Below are 16294 nucleotides of genomic sequence, written 5' to 3'. Positions count from 1 at the left end.
GTCGTCGTCATCGTAAAGCTAGTCCTGGTGGTCGTGGTGCCAACCGGGGGCTTTTGCGTGGATGACAGGATGAGCTAAACCACAACCAGTCAGAACACCGAAAGCCCCCGGCACCGAAAGGTCCCGGGGGCTTTTTTTTGGCTTCGAAAAACTGAAAGAAGGAAGACGAACGTGAACGCCGCACAGCACATACTCGACGCGCTCCAGCGTCACCAGATCGACACCGTATTCGGCTATCCCGGCGGCTGCATCATGCCGCTGTACGACGCACTGGTCGCCGAGGATGTGGGTGTCGAGCATGTGCTCTGCCGGCATGAACAGGCCTGTGCCCTGGCCGCCGACGGCTACGCCCGGGCCAGCGGCCGCACCGGCGTGTGCATTGCCACCTCCGGCCCCGGCGCCACCAACCTGATCACCGGTGTGGCCAACGCCCATCGGGATTCGATCCCGATGCTGGTCATCACCGGCCAGGTGCCCTCCAGCCTGATCGGCACCGATGCGTTCCAGGAGACGGACGTGCTCGGCATGACGCTGGGCATCGTCAAGCACAGCTACCTGGTGACCGAGGCGTCCGACCTGCCGGCGATCATGGAAGAAGCCCTGCAACTGGCCGAGTCCGGTCGGCCGGGTCCGGTCTGGATCGATATTCCCAAGGACATCCTGCTGACCGATATCGGCGAGCCGACAGCCCCGGCGCCGACCACCGCCACCCCACTGCCGGACCCGACGGCGGAGATCGACGAAGCGCTCGCCATGCTGCGCGAGGCTAACATGCCGCTGCTCTACAGCGGTGGCGGCGTTAGCCTGGCCCATGCCGAATCGGCCTTTCGACGGTTTGCGAAAGCGTCGCGCCTGCCCAACGTCGTCACACTCAAGGGCATCGGCAACCCGGGCTACGACAACGCGGACCAGATGGGCATGCTCGGCCTGCACGGCTCGAAGGCAGCCAACATGGCCGTCGACACCTGCGACCTGCTGATGGTCGTCGGGGCCCGGCTGGATGACCGGGCCACCGGTGCGGTATCGACCTTCGCACCCAACGCCAAAGTCATCCATATCGATACGGACGCGGCCGAATTCGGCAAGCTCCGGGCCGCGGACCTGGCCATTCGCGGCGAGCTGGGCGCCATCCTGAACGGCATGGCCGACGCGTTGGTCCGCCAGCCTCTGACCATCGAGAACTGGCGCCAGCAGTGCGCCACCTGGCGCAAGACCCAGGGCTTCCAGGCGGCCATCAACGAAGACCCGCATGCGCCGATTTCCGGTCCCGAATTCATGCGCCAGTTGACCGATATTGCCCCGCGGGATGCGATCGTCGCCTGCGATGTGGGCCAGCACCAGATGTGGGTGGCGCAATACTGTCGTTTCGATCACCCCCGCAACCACTTGAGCAGTGGCGGTCTCGGCACCATGGGTTTCGGGTTGCCGGCCGCCATCGGCGCCCAGTTTGCGTTCCCGGACCGACCGGTCATCAACGTCACCGGCGACGGGTCCTTCATGATGAACGCCCAGGAGCTGGCCACCATTCGCCGCCATCGTCTGCCCATCAAGCTGATCATCATGGATAACCAGTGCCTGGGCATGGTCCGTCAGCAGCAGGAACTGTTCTACGAGAACCGGGAAAGCCAGATCAACCTGGACGACAACCCGGACTTCCTGGCCCTGGCCCGGGCCTTCGATATCCCGACCCTGGCCATCCAGCGCACCGATCAGGTTCGCCGGGGCATCCAGACTATCCTGGCCTACGACGGGCCGATGCTCCTGCATGTCAGCATCGATCGCTCGGAAAACGTCTGGCCCATCGTCAAACCCGGTGCCTCCAACCGGGACATGCTGGACGAGAGCCAGCGCCCAACCTCAACCACCGCGAAAAACAAGGAAAGTGCAGCATGACCGCCTCAGCCGATCACACGACCCATACCCTCTCCTGCCGCATGCAGCCGGAACCGGCCGCGCTGGAGCGCCTGTGCCAGGTGGCCCGCATTCGGGGCTTCCGGATCGAGGAAATGCAGGTGCGCACCGACGCCGACGGTCTGGCCATCGACATGGTGCTCAGCGGCCAGCGCTCCATCGACATGCTGCGGCGCCAGATCGAGAAGCTGCACACGGTGTGTTCCCTGCGAAGCCCGGAGCAGGCCCTGACGGGCATCCGCCAGAGCGCCTGACGCCCCATCAATTCCGGGTCACTGATCGGAGGCCGGCGGGTGCGGCCGCACCTGTTGCAGGGTATGGGACTGAAGATCCCTGAGGCGGTCGCTGATGACCACCGGATAGGGCTCGGCGTCCTCCAGCGCACGCTGGGCCGGCGGCAGGGCCGCAACCGCATCGCGACAGTATTCGGCGGCCTCCGCCAGCGGCCGGATCGCGTCCACGATGGCGCGGCCGGCCCGCATGGTGGGGACGAGCAACGGTGTGCCGTCAGCCGCTTCCTCACGGTGGGTAATGTGGTCTCCGAGATACCGGCCATCGGCGTCCTGGCGACGATAGACCTGCTTGCGCCCGGGGTAGGATTGCTTGCCCGGCGAGTTCTTCATGCGCGGCTTGCCGGCGTATTCGGTCAGTTTGTAGGCCAGCTCCAGCGTCGGGGCATCGTTGGACACGCCTACGGCGGTGCCAACCCCGAAGCCATCCAGGGGCACATCGTTGCGGCGATAGTCATCGATCCTGTATTCGTCCAGCCCGCCGCTGGCCAGGATGCGGATCTGCGTCAGCCCGGCGTCGTCCAGCATCCGGCGACAGCGAATGGCCATCTCCGCCATGTCGCCGGAATCCAGCCGGATGGCGCCGATGTCCACCTCCGGCTCGGCTTTCAGCCAGTCGATAATGTCGGCGACGGCCCTTTCTGTGTCGTAGGTGTCCACCAGCAGCGTTGTCCCCGGATACAAGCGGGCGTAGGTGCGAAAGGCCGCCATCTCGTCACCACAGGCCTGAACGAAACTGTGCGCCATGGTGCCGCGGATGGGCAGGTCGAAATCCAGGCCGGCCAGCACGTTGCTGGTGCCGGACAGGCCTCCCATCCGGAACGCGCGGATGCCCCGGTAAGCGGCATCTGTGCCGTGCATTCGGCGGGTGCCGAAATCGATCACCGGCTTGCCATTGGCGGCGAGGGTCAGGCGAGCGGCCTTGGACGCGAGCACCGTTTCCAGATGCACGTAGTTCATTACCAGGGTTTCCAGTAACTGGGCCTCGGCAATGGGCGCCTCGATTTCCAGCAGCGGCTCCTGTGGAAACACCGGCGTTCCCTCCGACAAGGCATGGATCGAACCGGTGAAACGGAACCGGCGCAGCCAGTCCAGGAAGTCGTTGTCGAAACGATCCAGACGGCGCAGGCGGTCGATGTGTTCCTGTGAAAAACGCAGGGATTCGATGATGTGGGCGATGTGCTGCTGTCCACAGGCCAGCATGAAATTGCGATGCGGCGGCAGCTTACGGAAGAAGAGGCTGAAAACGGCGGTGTCGTTCATGGATTCCGCCCAGTAGGCCTGGGCCATGGTCAACTCGTACAGGTCAACCAGCAATGCCAGGTCTTTCTCTTCGACCATAAACGTGTTCCTCCGGGTCCGGTGTCGGGTGTGTCTGTCAGTCGCTTTGTCGATTGGATGGGGTATCAGAAGCGAATCAGCGGCTCACGCTGGCTCCGGCCTCCGCCAATTGATCCAGGACATCGTCGGTCTGGCCGGATTCCACCGCGCGGGTGCCTGCCGCCAGCAACTCCACGCCAAACCCCAGCCGCAGCGCATCTTGCACGGTCGCCCGTACACACACGTCCAGTGCCAGCCCCATCACCTGCAGGTGCTTGATGCCACGACGTGCCAGAAACTGCTCAAGCTGGGTGCCATCGAAGGCGGAGTAGGCGTCGGTCTCGAAAGCCGTGCCCTTGCTGACGCGAATGGCCGTGGCCGGCAAATCCAGCTCGTGGTGGAAAGCCGCACCGTGAGTGTCCTGCACGCAGTGCACCGGCCACGGGCCGCCGCGGTGATTGAAGCTGCAATGGTCCACCGGATGCCAGTCGCGGGAGGCGATGATGGGCCAGTGCTTGTCCTGGGCGTCGGTAATGGCCGCGTTGACGACGGGAAAGATCTCCTGGCTACCGGGAACCGCCAGGCTGCCGCCGGAGCAGAAATCGTTCTGGATATCGACCAGGAGCAATGCCGAATCGTTGGAACCAACCATGCTGAACTCCTTGCCCCCAAACGGGGAGGGCTCGACAGGTTTATAAGTGGATATCGTTTGTCCCTGAGTACAGCGTTGGGTTTTTGCGGGGAAATTGCAAGCCGGTTGGCAGCGGGATCGGCTGGCCGGACAGTCCGTTGCCCGGCCCTGAGTTGGACGGAATTAGAAATCGTAGGTTACGGTGGCTTTGACGCTGCGCTCGGCGCCGTAATAGCAGCGATACTCGCTGTAGCAGGCCCCCACATAGTCCTTGTCGAACAGGTTATTGGCGTTCAGTTGCGCCGTTACGCCCTTGAGTCCGACGTTCGCCAGATCATACTTGATGCTGGCATCCACCACCGTGTAGTGCGGCACTTTCAGGGTGTTGGACTCGTTGGCCCAGCTGGTGCCGATGTAACGGACACCCAACCCGGTCCTGAGACTGTTCAGCACACCGTCCAGGAATTCGTAGGAACCCCAGGCAGAAGCCATGTGTTCCGGCGTAGCGACCGGTGTCTTGCCTTCCGTGCCCGTCGTGGATTTCTGCACTTCCACGTCGGTGTAGGTGTAGCTGGCCTGAAGCGTGACGTTTTGGGTAACCCGTGTCGCGGCCTCCAGCTCCAGCCCTTGTGACCGAACCTTGCCGATCGGACGGTAATAGCTGGGGTTGTTGCCTTCGGTCTGGATCAGGTTGGCCACATTGTCCTGGTCAATCTGGAACACGGCAACGCTGTAGCGATCCGCCGTACCGACCGGTTGGTACTTGAGGCCAAGCTCATACTGCTCCGCTTCGGTCGCGTCGAGCAGATCACCATTCTCATCCAGGTTCGCGCTCGGGCTGAACGATTCGGAGTAGCTGACGTACGGCGCAACACCGTTATCGAACAGGTACATCAGGGCCGCACGGCCACTGAATTGCTCGTCGTCCTTGCTCTGGCGCGTGGATGAACCGGTCAGGAGGTAGTCGCTCGTGTTGTCGATGTCCACCCAGTCGTAGCGACCGCCCAGTGTCACACGCCAATGATCCAGGGCAACCTGATCCTGCAGGTAGACGCCGGTCTGCTCCAGCTCCCGATCGTTGTCCTGATAGGGTACGACGGTGCCGGAACTGCCATAGACCGGGTCAAACGGATTGATGGCGGCGAATCCGGAACCGTAGGACCAGTCGGCATCGGTGTCGCGCTTCTGGTAGTCCAGCCCGGTGAGGACGGTATGATCGGTTGCGCCCCACCCGAACTCCGCGATCAACTGGTTATCGATGGCCAGGGCATTGAGCTCTTCGTCGGCGCCAAAATAGGTCCGGGGCAGCTCATCGCCGGACCAGACGCCTGAGTTGTAGACCTGTCCATAATCCACCTTGCTGTTCAGATAGCGAAAATTCTGACGAGCGGACCAGACGTCGTTGAAACGGTGTTCGAGCTGATAGCCGATCATCGCCTGTTCGCGATCAAACTCTTCGTAGGCCGGTTCGCCGTCGTAGAAATCGGTCGGGATCTTCTGGCCGTTATGACTGTAGAGGGTGCCATCCGCCGGGAAGCCGCCATAAAAGCCGCCTTCCGGGTCTTTCTGCAGGTAGGCCATCAGCGTCAGGGTGGTGGCATCACTGAGATCCAGCGTCAGTGACGGCGCCAGCGTGTAGTGCTCTTCCTGGACCTTGTCCCACTGGGTGTCCGAGTGATAGACGCGCCCCACCAGTCGATAGGCCGCATTGCCCGAGTCCCCGACTTCACTGCCAATATCGAAGCCGAGACTGGCCTCCCCCTGCGTCCCCACGCCCGCCTGGACCTGATAGTGAGATTCGAACAGGGGCTTCTTGCTGGTCAGGGCCACGATGCCGCCCGGCGCCGCACGACCGTACAGGACGGACGACGGCCCCTTCACCACCTCGATCCGCTCCAGGAAGTACGGATCGATCTGCATGATGCTGTAGGTGCCCTTGTCGTTCAGCAGCTTCAGGCCATCCAGGTACTGGTTGTCGATGCTGTCGCTGCCGAACCCCCGCAGCTTGATGGCGTCGTAACGGCTGGCGGTCGCGCCATACTGTTCGGTAAAGACACCGGCGGTGTAACGGGTGGCTTCCTGGACGCTTTTGGAGCCCTGTTCTTCGATCTGGTCGTCGGTGATGACGGAGATGGACTGCGGGGTTTCAACAAACGGGGTTTCCGTTTTGGTCGCCCCGCGGGTGGCGGTCACTTCCAATGCATCCAACGCAACGGAATCGTCCTGATTCCCGGCGGCAAGAACAGCAGTCGCACCGGTCATACCGGAGAGAGCAACTGCGACGGCAAGGGACAAACTGGAAGGTCGGAACATGCATACCTCATTTTCAATGAAAAAACGTTAATGCGAATTATTCTCTTTTTTATCTGAGATAGGTATGCGGAATGACAGGGTTTGTATGCCTGATGACAAAATGGGCTCGAGAAGCCCCTGGTCAGTGCAGTGCGCGGGGAGACACACCGAATACACGGCGGAAGGCCGTGGCAAAGTTGGTGGCGTGCCGGTAGCCGGCGCGATGGGCGGCTTGCTGGACGCTGTAGCCCTGCTCCAGATAGCGTTTACCCAGTTCCAGACGGCATTGGCGAAGGTAGTCGAACACCGAGACACCGTAAGTCGCCCGGAACTTGCTACGCAGACTGCTGGCACTCATGGCGGCGTGCTGGGCCAGCCCCTCCAGGGTATATTCCTCCGTCGGCGCAAACTCCAGCAATTGCCGGACGGCTTCCAGTCGCTGGCGTTCGCGGGCGCTTCCGTTTTGGTCGCGGTCCGGAAATTCGCCCTCTTCCGGCAAACCGTGGCCGACCAGCTGCAGCGCAAGTCCCTCGAGGATCAGGTTTTTCTGAAGCGCCGGTACGGCCATATCCAGACCATGCTCCAACTGGGAGAGCAAGGCTGACGAAACCCGCCAGCCCAACACCGGACGCCGGATGCCCTGCAGCAAGGACGTGAGGGTGCTGCTTTCGGGACTGGCCCGATGCAGGCACGCCGGATCGAAAGCCAGGGTCAGCGTCTTCAATATCTGCCCCGCCGGTTGGGAGGCTTCCAGCGCGTGCTCCGGACGCAGTTGCAGACTGACGGCCTCGCCAGCGTGCAGCGAACGACGCACAGCACCTACGGACAGATCGATGCGTCCTTCCAGGACGACGACGATCAGCAGAGGCGCATGCCCCAACGAGATCGAACGGTAGCGGTGGAACACCTCCAGCTCCGATCCGGTAAACCGGAACCCCGATGGCAGGGCCAGCTCCCGAATCCGCCCCCGGGCCACGACAGTCTCTCCCGCCCCGTTATCGACATAGTCCCCACCTGAAGGCAGACCATCGAAGCAATAATCCATACCGTACTGCTTCCCGAAATCGAGAAAATCCCGAACCCGGAAAGAACGCGCTGCAATCGCACTGTTCGCAGAATTCATGAGAGACGCCTCGCCAGTCACAACGGCCCTATCAGCCTCTGATCCGAGCGCCACAATTTACCGCAAATAATTCTCATTTTTAAGTGTGTTCGATCAATGCCTCCCGCATCCGACGACAGTTGATCTTGCTCAATTGCCGGTCGGAACTTCAGTGACACGCGTCAGTCCTTCCAAACCGGACCGTTCCCGGAACCGCGTCGGGACTTTTTCGAGCAATCCCATTCAAACAACAGGACATACGGAATCTGCAATGACTGATGCGAGATCGACCGTTCATCCGGTAAACCGTTGCTTCCTCAACCACCATCCTCCACCGCCCATCTGACCGCCACCCTGCGCTGGCAGGGCGAAACGCAACCCCATTCCAGGAATCAACGGAGAAACCAACATGATTCAGGTGGAAAACCTGACACGCCGCTACGGCGACCTGACCGCGGTCAGGGATGTCAGCTTCCGGATCGGTCACGGTGAAGTGGTCGGCCTGCTCGGCCACAACGGCGCCGGCAAGACCACGATCATGAAGATGCTGACCGGCTATCTCGAACCCACGGCCGGCACTGTGAAGATCGACGATCTCGTGCTCGGCCCCGACACCCGCATGATGCAGAAACGCATCGGCTACCTGCCGGAGAACTGCCCGGTCTGGCCGGAGATGACGGTCATCGACTACCTGGCCTTCCAGGCCGCCCTGCACGACGTGCCGGAAGACAAGCGCGACAAGGCCATCGCCAACGCCATCCGCCGGGCCGATCTCAAGGCCAAGGCCACCGCCAGCATCCAGACCCTGTCGCGGGGTTATCGCCAGCGTGTCGGCGTGGCCCAGGCGCTGCTGCATTCGCCGGACATCCTGATCCTCGACGAACCCACCAATGGCCTCGACCCCACCCAGATCCGCCAGATGCGGGACCTGATCCGGGACCTGGCCAGGCACGCCACGGTCATCGTCTCCACCCACATCCTGCAGGAAGTGCAGGCGGTGTGTGAGCGGGTGCTGATCATGCGCGCCGGCGAACTGGTGGTCGACGCCAAGCTCGAAGAGTTGCAGCAATCCGGCGGCCTGCTGCTCAGTGTCGAGGGCGACCCGCGCCCGCACCTGAAGTCCCTGGACGAGATCCGGGCGCTGACAGCGGTGGACGACCAGCCCGGCCGTTACCACCTGGATGCCCCGCTGGACTGCGCCCCCAAAGTGGTCGAAATCCTGACCCGTGCCGGCATTCCGCTGCACGCACTCGAACCCCAGCGCCGCGACCTGGAAAAAGTCTTTGCCGAGGTGAACGAGGAGACCGCTCATGCATGATCTGATGACGATCGCCCGCAAGGAATTCCGGGGCTTCTTTGCCTCGCCGGCCGCCTTCCTGTTCCTGGGCGTTTTCCTGGCGGTCACCCTGTTCGTGGTGTTCTGGGGCGAGGCTTTCTTTGCCCGCAACATCGCCGATGTACGCCCCCTCTTCGAGTGGATGCCCGTCCTGCTGATCTTCCTGATTGGCGCGCTGACCATGCGCAGCTGGTCCGAGGAGCGCCGATCCGGCACCGTGGAAAGTCTGCTGACTTCGCCGGTCGGTCCGCTGCCGTTGATTGGCGGCAAGTTCCTGGCGGGCATGGGCCTGCTGGCCCTGGCGCTGGCCATGACGCTGCCGCTGCCCATCACCGTGTCCTTCATCGGCCCATTGGACTGGGGCCCGGTCATCGGCGGCTACGTGGCCACCCTGTTCCTGGGCGCGGCCTACCTGTCGATCGGCCTGTTCATGAGCAGCCGCACCGACAACCCGATCGTGTCGCTGATCCTGACCACGCTGGTCTGCGGCATTTTCTACCTGCTGGGCTCCAGCCTGCTGACCAACCTGTTCGGTCATCAGGTCGCGCATTTCCTGGAGGAAATCGGCACCGGCAGCCGCTTCGATTCCATCACCCGCGGCGTGATCGATCTGCGTGACCTGTACTATTACGTTTCCATCACCGGCGTATTCCTGGTGCTGAACCGCCTGAGCCTGGAGCGCATGCGCTGGGCCGGCAACCCGCCGAATCGCCGTCACCGGGGCTGGACCTGGGTCTGTGCGTTGGCCATCGCCAACTTCGTCGTCGCCAACGCCTGGCTGACGCCGGTCAGCAGCGCCCGCGCCGACATCACTCAGAGCCAGATGTATTCCCTGTCCGACGCCACTTACCATGAGCTGAACCAGCTGCACGAACCGCTGGTGATTCGCGGTTACTTCTCGGACAAGACGCATCCCTTGTTGGCGCCGCTGGTGCCGCGCATCCGCGACCTGCTGCAGGAATACGCCATTGCCGGCGGCAAGAACGTCCAGGTGCAGTTCCTCGATCCCACCAAGGATCACGACGTCGAAGAGCAGGCCGCGTCCCAGTACGGCATCAAGCCGGTGCCGTTCCAGACCGCCAGCCGCTACCAGTCGTCGGTGGTCAACGCCTACTTCAACGTGGTGGTGTCCTACGGCGACCAGTACCAGGTGCTCGGTTTCCGCGACCTGATCGACGTGAAATCCCAGAGCGATAACAAGCTCGACGTCGCCCTGAAGAGCCCGGAATACGAACTGACCCGCACCATCCACAAACTGGTCAGTACCTACCGGGCCGGCGATAACGCCTTCGCGTCGATCGACCAGCCGGTCACCTTCCACGGCTATTTCTCGTCGGAGCAGAAACTGCCGAAGGAACTGGTTCAGCTGAAAGGCAACGTGACCGACATCCTTAAGGACATGGCCAAGGGCCACGAGGACAAGCTCTCGGTCCAGATTGAGGATCCGGACGCCAACGGCGGCAAGCTCGGCGATCAGCTCACCGAGCAGTACGGTTACCAGCCGCGCATCGCCAGCCTCACCGACCCGCAGCCGTTCTGGTTCAACATGACCCTGCAGAGCGGTGACAACGTGGTGCCGGTGCCCCTGCCCGACACGCTGGACAAGGCCGCCATGAAGCGGTCGATCAAGTCCGCGTTGCAGCGTCTCACACCGGGCGTGCTGAAAACGGTGACCGTGGTGGCACCGCAGGACCCGATGGCCCGCATGCGCCAGATGCGGGGTATGCCGCCGCAGTCCCAGTACCAGAAGCTGATGACGGCGCTGAAGGACAATGTCCGCGTCAAGCAGAGCCAGCTGTCTGACGGCAAGGTCCCGGCGGAAACCGACCTGCTGCTGGTACTCGCCCCGCAGAACCTGGACGACAAGCAGCGCTTTGCCATCGACCAGTTCCTGATGCGTGGCGGCCGGATCGTGATGGCCACCTCCCCGTTCAAGGTCAGCGCGGGCCGCTCCCTGAGCATGGAGAAAACCAAGTCCGGCCTGGAAGACTGGCTCGCCAGGATGGGCGTCACCATCCAGCCGAAGATGGTGCTGGATGCCCAAAGTTCCTCGCTGCCGGTGCCCGTCACCCGCAACGTGGGCGGCATGAATTTCCGCGAGATCCAGATGGTGCCCTACGCGCCCTTCCCGGATCTGCGCGGCGACGAGCTGAATCCGAAGCATCCGGTGACCCGTTCGCTGGACCAGATGACCCTCGGCTGGGCGTCACCGATCACCATCGACAAGAAAGCGATGGGCGATCGCAACGTCACCCGGCTGCTGGAAAGCTCGCCACAGACCTGGACCACCGACAGCACCCAGGCCATCCCCAACATGAACCAGTACCCGCAGCTTGGCTTCGCCACCCACGGCGAGCCCAAAGCGCAGACGCTGGCCGTGGCGATCAAGGGGCAGTTCCAGTCCTACTACGCCGACCGCCAGTCGCCGCTGGCCCAGTCTGCGGATGACAAAGGCAGCAAGAACGCGAAAAACGCCCAGGGCAAGAAGCAGGCTGACAAGCCGACCTTCACCAGCGTGATCAAGCAGTCGCCGGATTCGTCGCGGCTGGTGCTGATCGCCAGCAACGCCTTTGCGTCCGACACCATGGTGAACCTGGTGTCCCAGGAACTCGGCACGGTCTACACCAAGCCGATCGACATGGTGCAGAACGCCATCGACTGGTCGCTGGAAGATCCGGGCCTGCTCGCCTTGCGTGGCCAGACCCAGTTTGCCCGCACCCTGGTGCCGATGGACAACGACACCCAGCGTTTCTGGGAGTACCTGAACTACGGCCTGGCGGCCCTCGCCCTGCTGCTGGTCTGGCTGTGGCGTCGTAGCGTGCGAGCCGGCGACCGTCGTCGCTATCAACGGATTCTTGCGGAGGTTTAAGTGATGGCGAAAACAGTTCGAATACTCGCCGTTCTGCTGGGGGTCCAGGTCCTGCTGGCCTTCGGCCTGAACATGTCCCACAAAGACATCAGTGATGTATCGCCGGACCAGCCACTGCTGAGCGCGTCGCTGGATGACCTGGACGAGATGGTCATCGCGGACGGGCCGGACTCGTCCCTGACCATCAAACGTAAGGGCGACCAGTGGCAACTGCCCTCCCTGGATGGCTTTCCGGCCAGCAGCGATCAGGCAAACCAACTGGTGGACGCGCTGGTCGCGGCCAAACAGGGCATTCCGGTGGCGACCTCGCCCAGCGCCCAAAGCCGCTTCAAGGTGGCCAAGGACGACTTCAAACGTCGTCTGGTGCTGCGTCGCGACGGCCAGGATGTGGCCACGGTCTACCTGGGCAGCTCGCCGGGAACCGACCAGTCCTACGCGCGCCTCAAGGGTGACAGCAACATCTACCGGGTGAAGCTGGCCGCCTACCAGGCGCCGGTGGAAAGCGACAGCTGGCTGGACAAGGAGATCCTGACCACGCCGATCGACAAGATCGCCGCGGTGGAAGTCGGTGACCTGAAGCTGACGCAAACCACCAAGAAGCCGGCGGACAAGTCAGACAGCGAAAACACCGATAAAGGCAAAGCACCGGCGCCGTGGCACGTGGATAACCTGCCCGCCGGCAAGACGCTGGACACCAAGGCGGCGGCGACCCTCGCGGGGCAGCTGTCCGGTCTGCGGATCCAGTCCCTGGCGGATGCCGATGCGGCCAAACAGGCCCTGGCCGACCAGACGCTGACGATCCAGCTCGACAAGTCAGACGGTAAAACGGTGACCTACACGTTTGCCAAGGCAGAGTCGAAGCCAGACTCCGCGGACGACGCCAAGGCAAAGTCCAAGCCCGGCAAGGCGCCAAAGCATGAGCCGTGGTTCCTGTCCGTGTCCGATCAGGACCGGACATTCCGGATCACGGCCGCTCTGGGGCAAACGCTGGTGAAAGCGGCGTCACCGGACACGCTGTTGGTGGCCGCCAAAGATGATAAACCGGCCGCCGATACGGCAACGGCCTCATCAACGGCCAAGAAAGCGGACGACGAACCGGCAGAATAAGCCGGCCCCGTTCCCACAAACAGAAAGCGGGTGCACCATCGAGGGTGGGCACCCGCTTTTCTTTTGGTATCGATGTTATCCACGGCGTGTCTTTTAGGGGCACCTTCGGCGCCTCAGAAGCTAAAGCGTCTGCTACACGCTCGAGGTTTTCTCAAAATGTAGCCGATGCTTTAGCTTCGGAGCAGCCTGCAAGGCTGCCGAAAACCGGCCTCGAGGTCTCCTCAACATGTAGCGCGTAGGTTGGGCTGACGCAGGAAGCCCAACAATAACGGGCTACCTGATTCCATCCTGGATTTAGCCACACAAGTCGCGTTGAGAGCCGTCCAGCCTGGGAATGGGCCACTCGATGTTGGACTTCCTGCGTCAGCCCAACCTACGAATCTCCAGCGCCTTATGGGCCCACCGCTAACGGCACACTCTTGGATTCAGCCTCCACCAGCGTCTCATGCGTCAACGCCTCCCAAGCCTCATAGGCACTCAGGAACACCCGGCCACTGAGGTCCTTGAGAAAGTCGGTTTTCCCAAGCCGATCCATCACCGGCCCCTTCACTTCCGTCAGGTGCAAACGCACGCCGCTGTCCCGCAAACGTTCGTTGATCGCTTCCAGGCTCTCCAGAGCCGACGCATCGATCAGGTTCACCGCGGCGCACACCAGCACCACATCCTGCAATGCCGGCTGCCGGCTCACCAAGTCCATCACGCACTCCTCCAGAAAGCGCGCATTGGCAAAATACAGGCTCTCATCCACCCGCAGCATGGCCACGCGGGGGTGAGTCTCAACCTGATGGCGCTGCACATTCCGGAAGTGCTCCGTGCCGGGCACACGGCCGACCACCGCGCTGTGCGGGCGGGAGGTGCGGTACATGAACAACCCGACGGACAACCCCACACCCGCCAGGATGCCCGCCTCAACACTGTAGGTCAGCGTCAGCACGATGGTCGCCAGCATGGCCACAAAATCCACCGCCGAGTACCGCCAGGTGCGCACCAGGGCTTTCAGGTCGATCAGGGTCGACACCGCGACGATGATCGCGGCGGCCAGCGTGGCCTTGGGCAGGAAGGCGATGGCCGGCGTCAGGGTGACGGTCGCCAGGGCAATGCCGACGGCTGTGAACGCGCCGGCAGCCGGCGTTTCGGCACCGGCATCGAAGTTGACCACGGAACGCGAGAAACCACCGGTTACCGGCATGCCGCCGGAGGCCCCCGCCCCCAGGTTGGCCATACCCAGACCAATCAACTCCTGGTCCGGGTCGATATGCTGCCGACGCTTTGCAGCCAGGGTCTGGCCCACGGAAACGGATTCCACAAAGCCAACGATACTGATCAGCAGCGCACCGACGAACAGCTCCCGCCACAACCCCGGATCCATTGAGGGCAGGCTCAGATCCGGCAATCCCGCCGGCACATGCCCGACCACTTTCACCCCCTGCTGAGCCAATCCCAACCCCCAGGTAACCAGCGTCGTTACCATCACCGCCAGGATCGGCGCCGACTTGGACACGATATCGGCCAGCCGGTCTCCGGCTCCAAAGCGCTTGAGCAAGGGCTTCAGCCGCTTGCGGCACAGCATCAGGAACGCCAGGGTGCCCACACCCATCAGCACGGTGGGCCAGTGGATGGCATGGCGTTGTCCAAACAGGCCGCGACCAAGCTCGATCAGGTTATGACCGTCCGCGTCGACCCCGAGGATGTGCTTGAGCTGGCTGGCCGCGATGACAATACCCGACGCCGTGATGAACCCGGAGATCACCGGGTGGCTGAGGAAATTGGCCAGGAAGCCCAAGCGAAGCAATCCCATCACCACCAGAATCAGTCCCGACATTACCGCCAGCAGAATCGCGCCGACCAGGTACTCCGGACTCCCCGGTACGGCGATACCGTCCAGGGCCGCCGCCGTCATCAGCGCAATCACGGCCACCGGCCCCACCGACAGCGTGCGGCTGGTGCCGAAGAGGGCGTACAGGATCAGCGGCAGGATCGAGGCATACAGCCCGACCTGCGGTGGCAGACCGGCCAGCAGCGCGTAAGCCAGCGACTGCGGAATCAGCATAATGGTGACGATCACCGCCGCCAGCGCATCGCTGACGCACACCGAGCGGTTGTATTCAGGCAGCCACTGCAGGAACGGAAGATAGCGCGCTACTTTCATGGCATTACGCGGCGTTGCGCCGGCCGGGCTTCACCAGCCATTCGTGGCCCTTGAGCATGCCGTGCCAGTATATGTAGGGCAAATATCTCGCCTTCAGCATCCAGGCCAGCCTGGTGGGCTGAGTGCCGTCATTAATCCACTTCGGGAACGTCGGCTGGAGCTGACCACCGTAGCCGAATTCGGCCAGCACGATGCGCCCACGCTCGACGGTCAGCGGACAGGATCCGTAACCGTAGTACGCTGCCGTCAGGGGCTGGTTATCCAGGCTGGCCAACAGATTGTCCGCCACCACCGGCACCTGCTTGCGCACGGCGGCCGCGGTTTTTGCGTTGGCGGTGCCGCTCACATCCCCCAGCCCAAAGATCCTCGGGTAGCGGGGATGCTGGAGCGTTTCGCTGTCGAGATCGAGCCAGCCGGCCTCATTGGCCAGAACGGATTCCCTGACAAACGCCGGCGCCCGTTGGGGCGGTACCGCGTGCAGCATATCGAAGCGGCACTCTATGAAACGCTCCTCGCCCTCAACCGACAGGTCACGGAAGGTCGCCTTTTTCGCCGGCCCGTTGACCGCTATCAGGTTTTGCTGGAAGTCCTTGTGAATGTGGTAGCGTTCGACATAACGTTCCAGGGCGGGAACATAGTCCGGCACCCCGAACATCACGCCGCCGGCGTTCTTGAAATGCACGTCCATACTGCCAAGCACCCCCTGACGCATCCAGTGATCACAGGCCAGGTACATGGCTTTTTGTGGCGCTCCGGCGCATTTGATGGGCATCGGCGGCTGGCTGAACAGCGCTGTCCCGGACTTCAGGTTCTGGATCAGCTGCCAGGTGTAGGGCGCGGTATCCGGGTGGTAGTTGGAAGTCACCCCGTTGGTTCCCAGGGTTTCTGACAGCCCTTCAACGGCGTCCCAGTTGAGCTCTAGGCCCGGGGCCACAACCAGCCTCTGGTATCCCAGTATCGTGCCATCCGACAGCTCCACCTGGTCCTCGTCCGGCCGGAAGGCCCGGGCCTCGGCGCGGTACCAGGTGACGTGCTCCGGCATCACTGACTTCATCGGCTTGATGGTTTCAGCGAGGCTGAATACCCCGCCGCCGACCATCGTCCAACCCGGTTGATAGCAGTGGCGCTCGGAGGGCTCGATGATGGCGATATCGAGACTGTGACGCCGTCGATGAAGGCTCGCGGCCATGGAGATGCCCGCCGATCCACCGCCGATGATGACAACATCGTGTCGCCGCTGTGCTGTGTTCATGATGAGGGTTCCTTGTTGTTGTGAGGGCGGGCCCG

At 62.7% G+C, this 16294-nt stretch carries 11 protein-coding genes; 5 read left to right on the top strand and 6 right to left on the bottom strand.

The genetic code is table 11. The features are described from left to right. Positions 1-171: 171 nt before the first annotated feature. Positions 172-1893, top strand: a complete 1722-nt coding sequence (gene ilvG, locus JL474_RS07385) for an acetolactate synthase 2 catalytic subunit (RefSeq protein WP_203141551.1) — start codon at positions 172-174, stop codon at positions 1891-1893. Then, on the top strand, positions 1890-2165 hold the full coding sequence (locus JL474_RS07380; RefSeq protein WP_203141550.1) for an ACT domain-containing protein: 276 nt from the start codon (positions 1890-1892) through the stop codon (positions 2163-2165). Before ilvG ends, JL474_RS07380 begins: the two co-directional genes overlap by 4 nt. A gap of 18 nt (positions 2166-2183) precedes the next feature. Here JL474_RS07380 and JL474_RS07375 read toward each other — a convergent pair whose 3' ends face one another. The 4 genes from JL474_RS07375 to JL474_RS07360 form a co-directional block, all read right to left on the bottom strand. Continuing rightward, the gene (locus tag JL474_RS07375) at positions 2184-3542 is read right to left on the bottom strand and encodes a nicotinate phosphoribosyltransferase (protein ID WP_203141549.1); all 1359 of its coding nucleotides are present in this window, start codon (positions 3540-3542) and stop codon (positions 2184-2186) included. Between the two features lie 76 nt (positions 3543-3618). Next, the gene (locus tag JL474_RS07370) at positions 3619-4173 is read right to left on the bottom strand and encodes an isochorismatase family protein (RefSeq protein ID WP_203141548.1); all 555 of its coding nucleotides are present in this window, start codon (positions 4171-4173) and stop codon (positions 3619-3621) included. Between the two features lie 162 nt (positions 4174-4335). Beyond that, positions 4336-6360: a TonB-dependent siderophore receptor gene (locus tag JL474_RS07365; RefSeq protein WP_236012104.1), complete on the bottom strand. Its 2025-nt coding sequence runs from the start codon at positions 6358-6360 to the stop codon at positions 4336-4338. Between the two features lie 226 nt (positions 6361-6586). Further along, positions 6587-7567, bottom strand: coding sequence for a helix-turn-helix transcriptional regulator (locus JL474_RS07360; RefSeq protein ID WP_203141546.1), 981 nt, complete (start codon positions 7565-7567; stop codon positions 6587-6589). A gap of 388 nt (positions 7568-7955) precedes the next feature. Here JL474_RS07360 and JL474_RS07355 point away from each other — a divergent pair, with 388 nt between their 5' ends. The 3 genes from JL474_RS07355 to JL474_RS07345 are packed head-to-tail and all read left to right on the top strand — an operon-like array spanning position 7956 to position 12858. Further along, positions 7956-8864 carry an ABC transporter ATP-binding protein gene (locus JL474_RS07355; protein WP_123632792.1) on the top strand — a complete coding sequence of 303 codons (909 nt, stop codon included), beginning with the start codon at positions 7956-7958 and terminating at the stop codon, positions 8862-8864. Further along, on the top strand, positions 8857-11751 hold the full coding sequence (locus tag JL474_RS07350) for a Gldg family protein (RefSeq protein WP_203141545.1): 2895 nt from the start codon (positions 8857-8859) through the stop codon (positions 11749-11751). Before JL474_RS07355 ends, JL474_RS07350 begins: the two co-directional genes overlap by 8 nt. 3 nt (positions 11752-11754) lie before the next feature. Next, on the top strand, positions 11755-12858 hold the full coding sequence (locus JL474_RS07345) for a DUF4340 domain-containing protein (protein ID WP_203141544.1): 1104 nt from the start codon (positions 11755-11757) through the stop codon (positions 12856-12858). 391 nt (positions 12859-13249) lie between these two features. Here the strand turns inward: JL474_RS07345 and JL474_RS07340 are convergent, their stop codons facing one another. Both JL474_RS07340 and JL474_RS07335 read right to left on the bottom strand, forming a co-directional pair. After that, positions 13250-15007: a SulP family inorganic anion transporter gene (locus JL474_RS07340; protein WP_203141543.1), complete on the bottom strand. Its 1758-nt coding sequence runs from the start codon at positions 15005-15007 to the stop codon at positions 13250-13252. Between the two features lie 4 nt (positions 15008-15011). Continuing rightward, positions 15012-16259 carry an NAD(P)/FAD-dependent oxidoreductase gene (locus tag JL474_RS07335; RefSeq protein WP_203141542.1) on the bottom strand — a complete coding sequence of 416 codons (1248 nt, stop codon included), beginning with the start codon at positions 16257-16259 and terminating at the stop codon, positions 15012-15014. Positions 16260-16294 lie beyond the last annotated feature (35 nt).

Source organism: Marinobacter mangrovi (assembly GCF_016798325.1).
Taxonomy (GTDB): Bacteria; Pseudomonadota; Gammaproteobacteria; order Pseudomonadales; family Oleiphilaceae; genus Marinobacter_A; species Marinobacter_A mangrovi.
The sequence above is the reverse complement of the archived record's forward strand: the minus strand, read 5'-3'. Positions and strand labels throughout refer to the sequence as shown.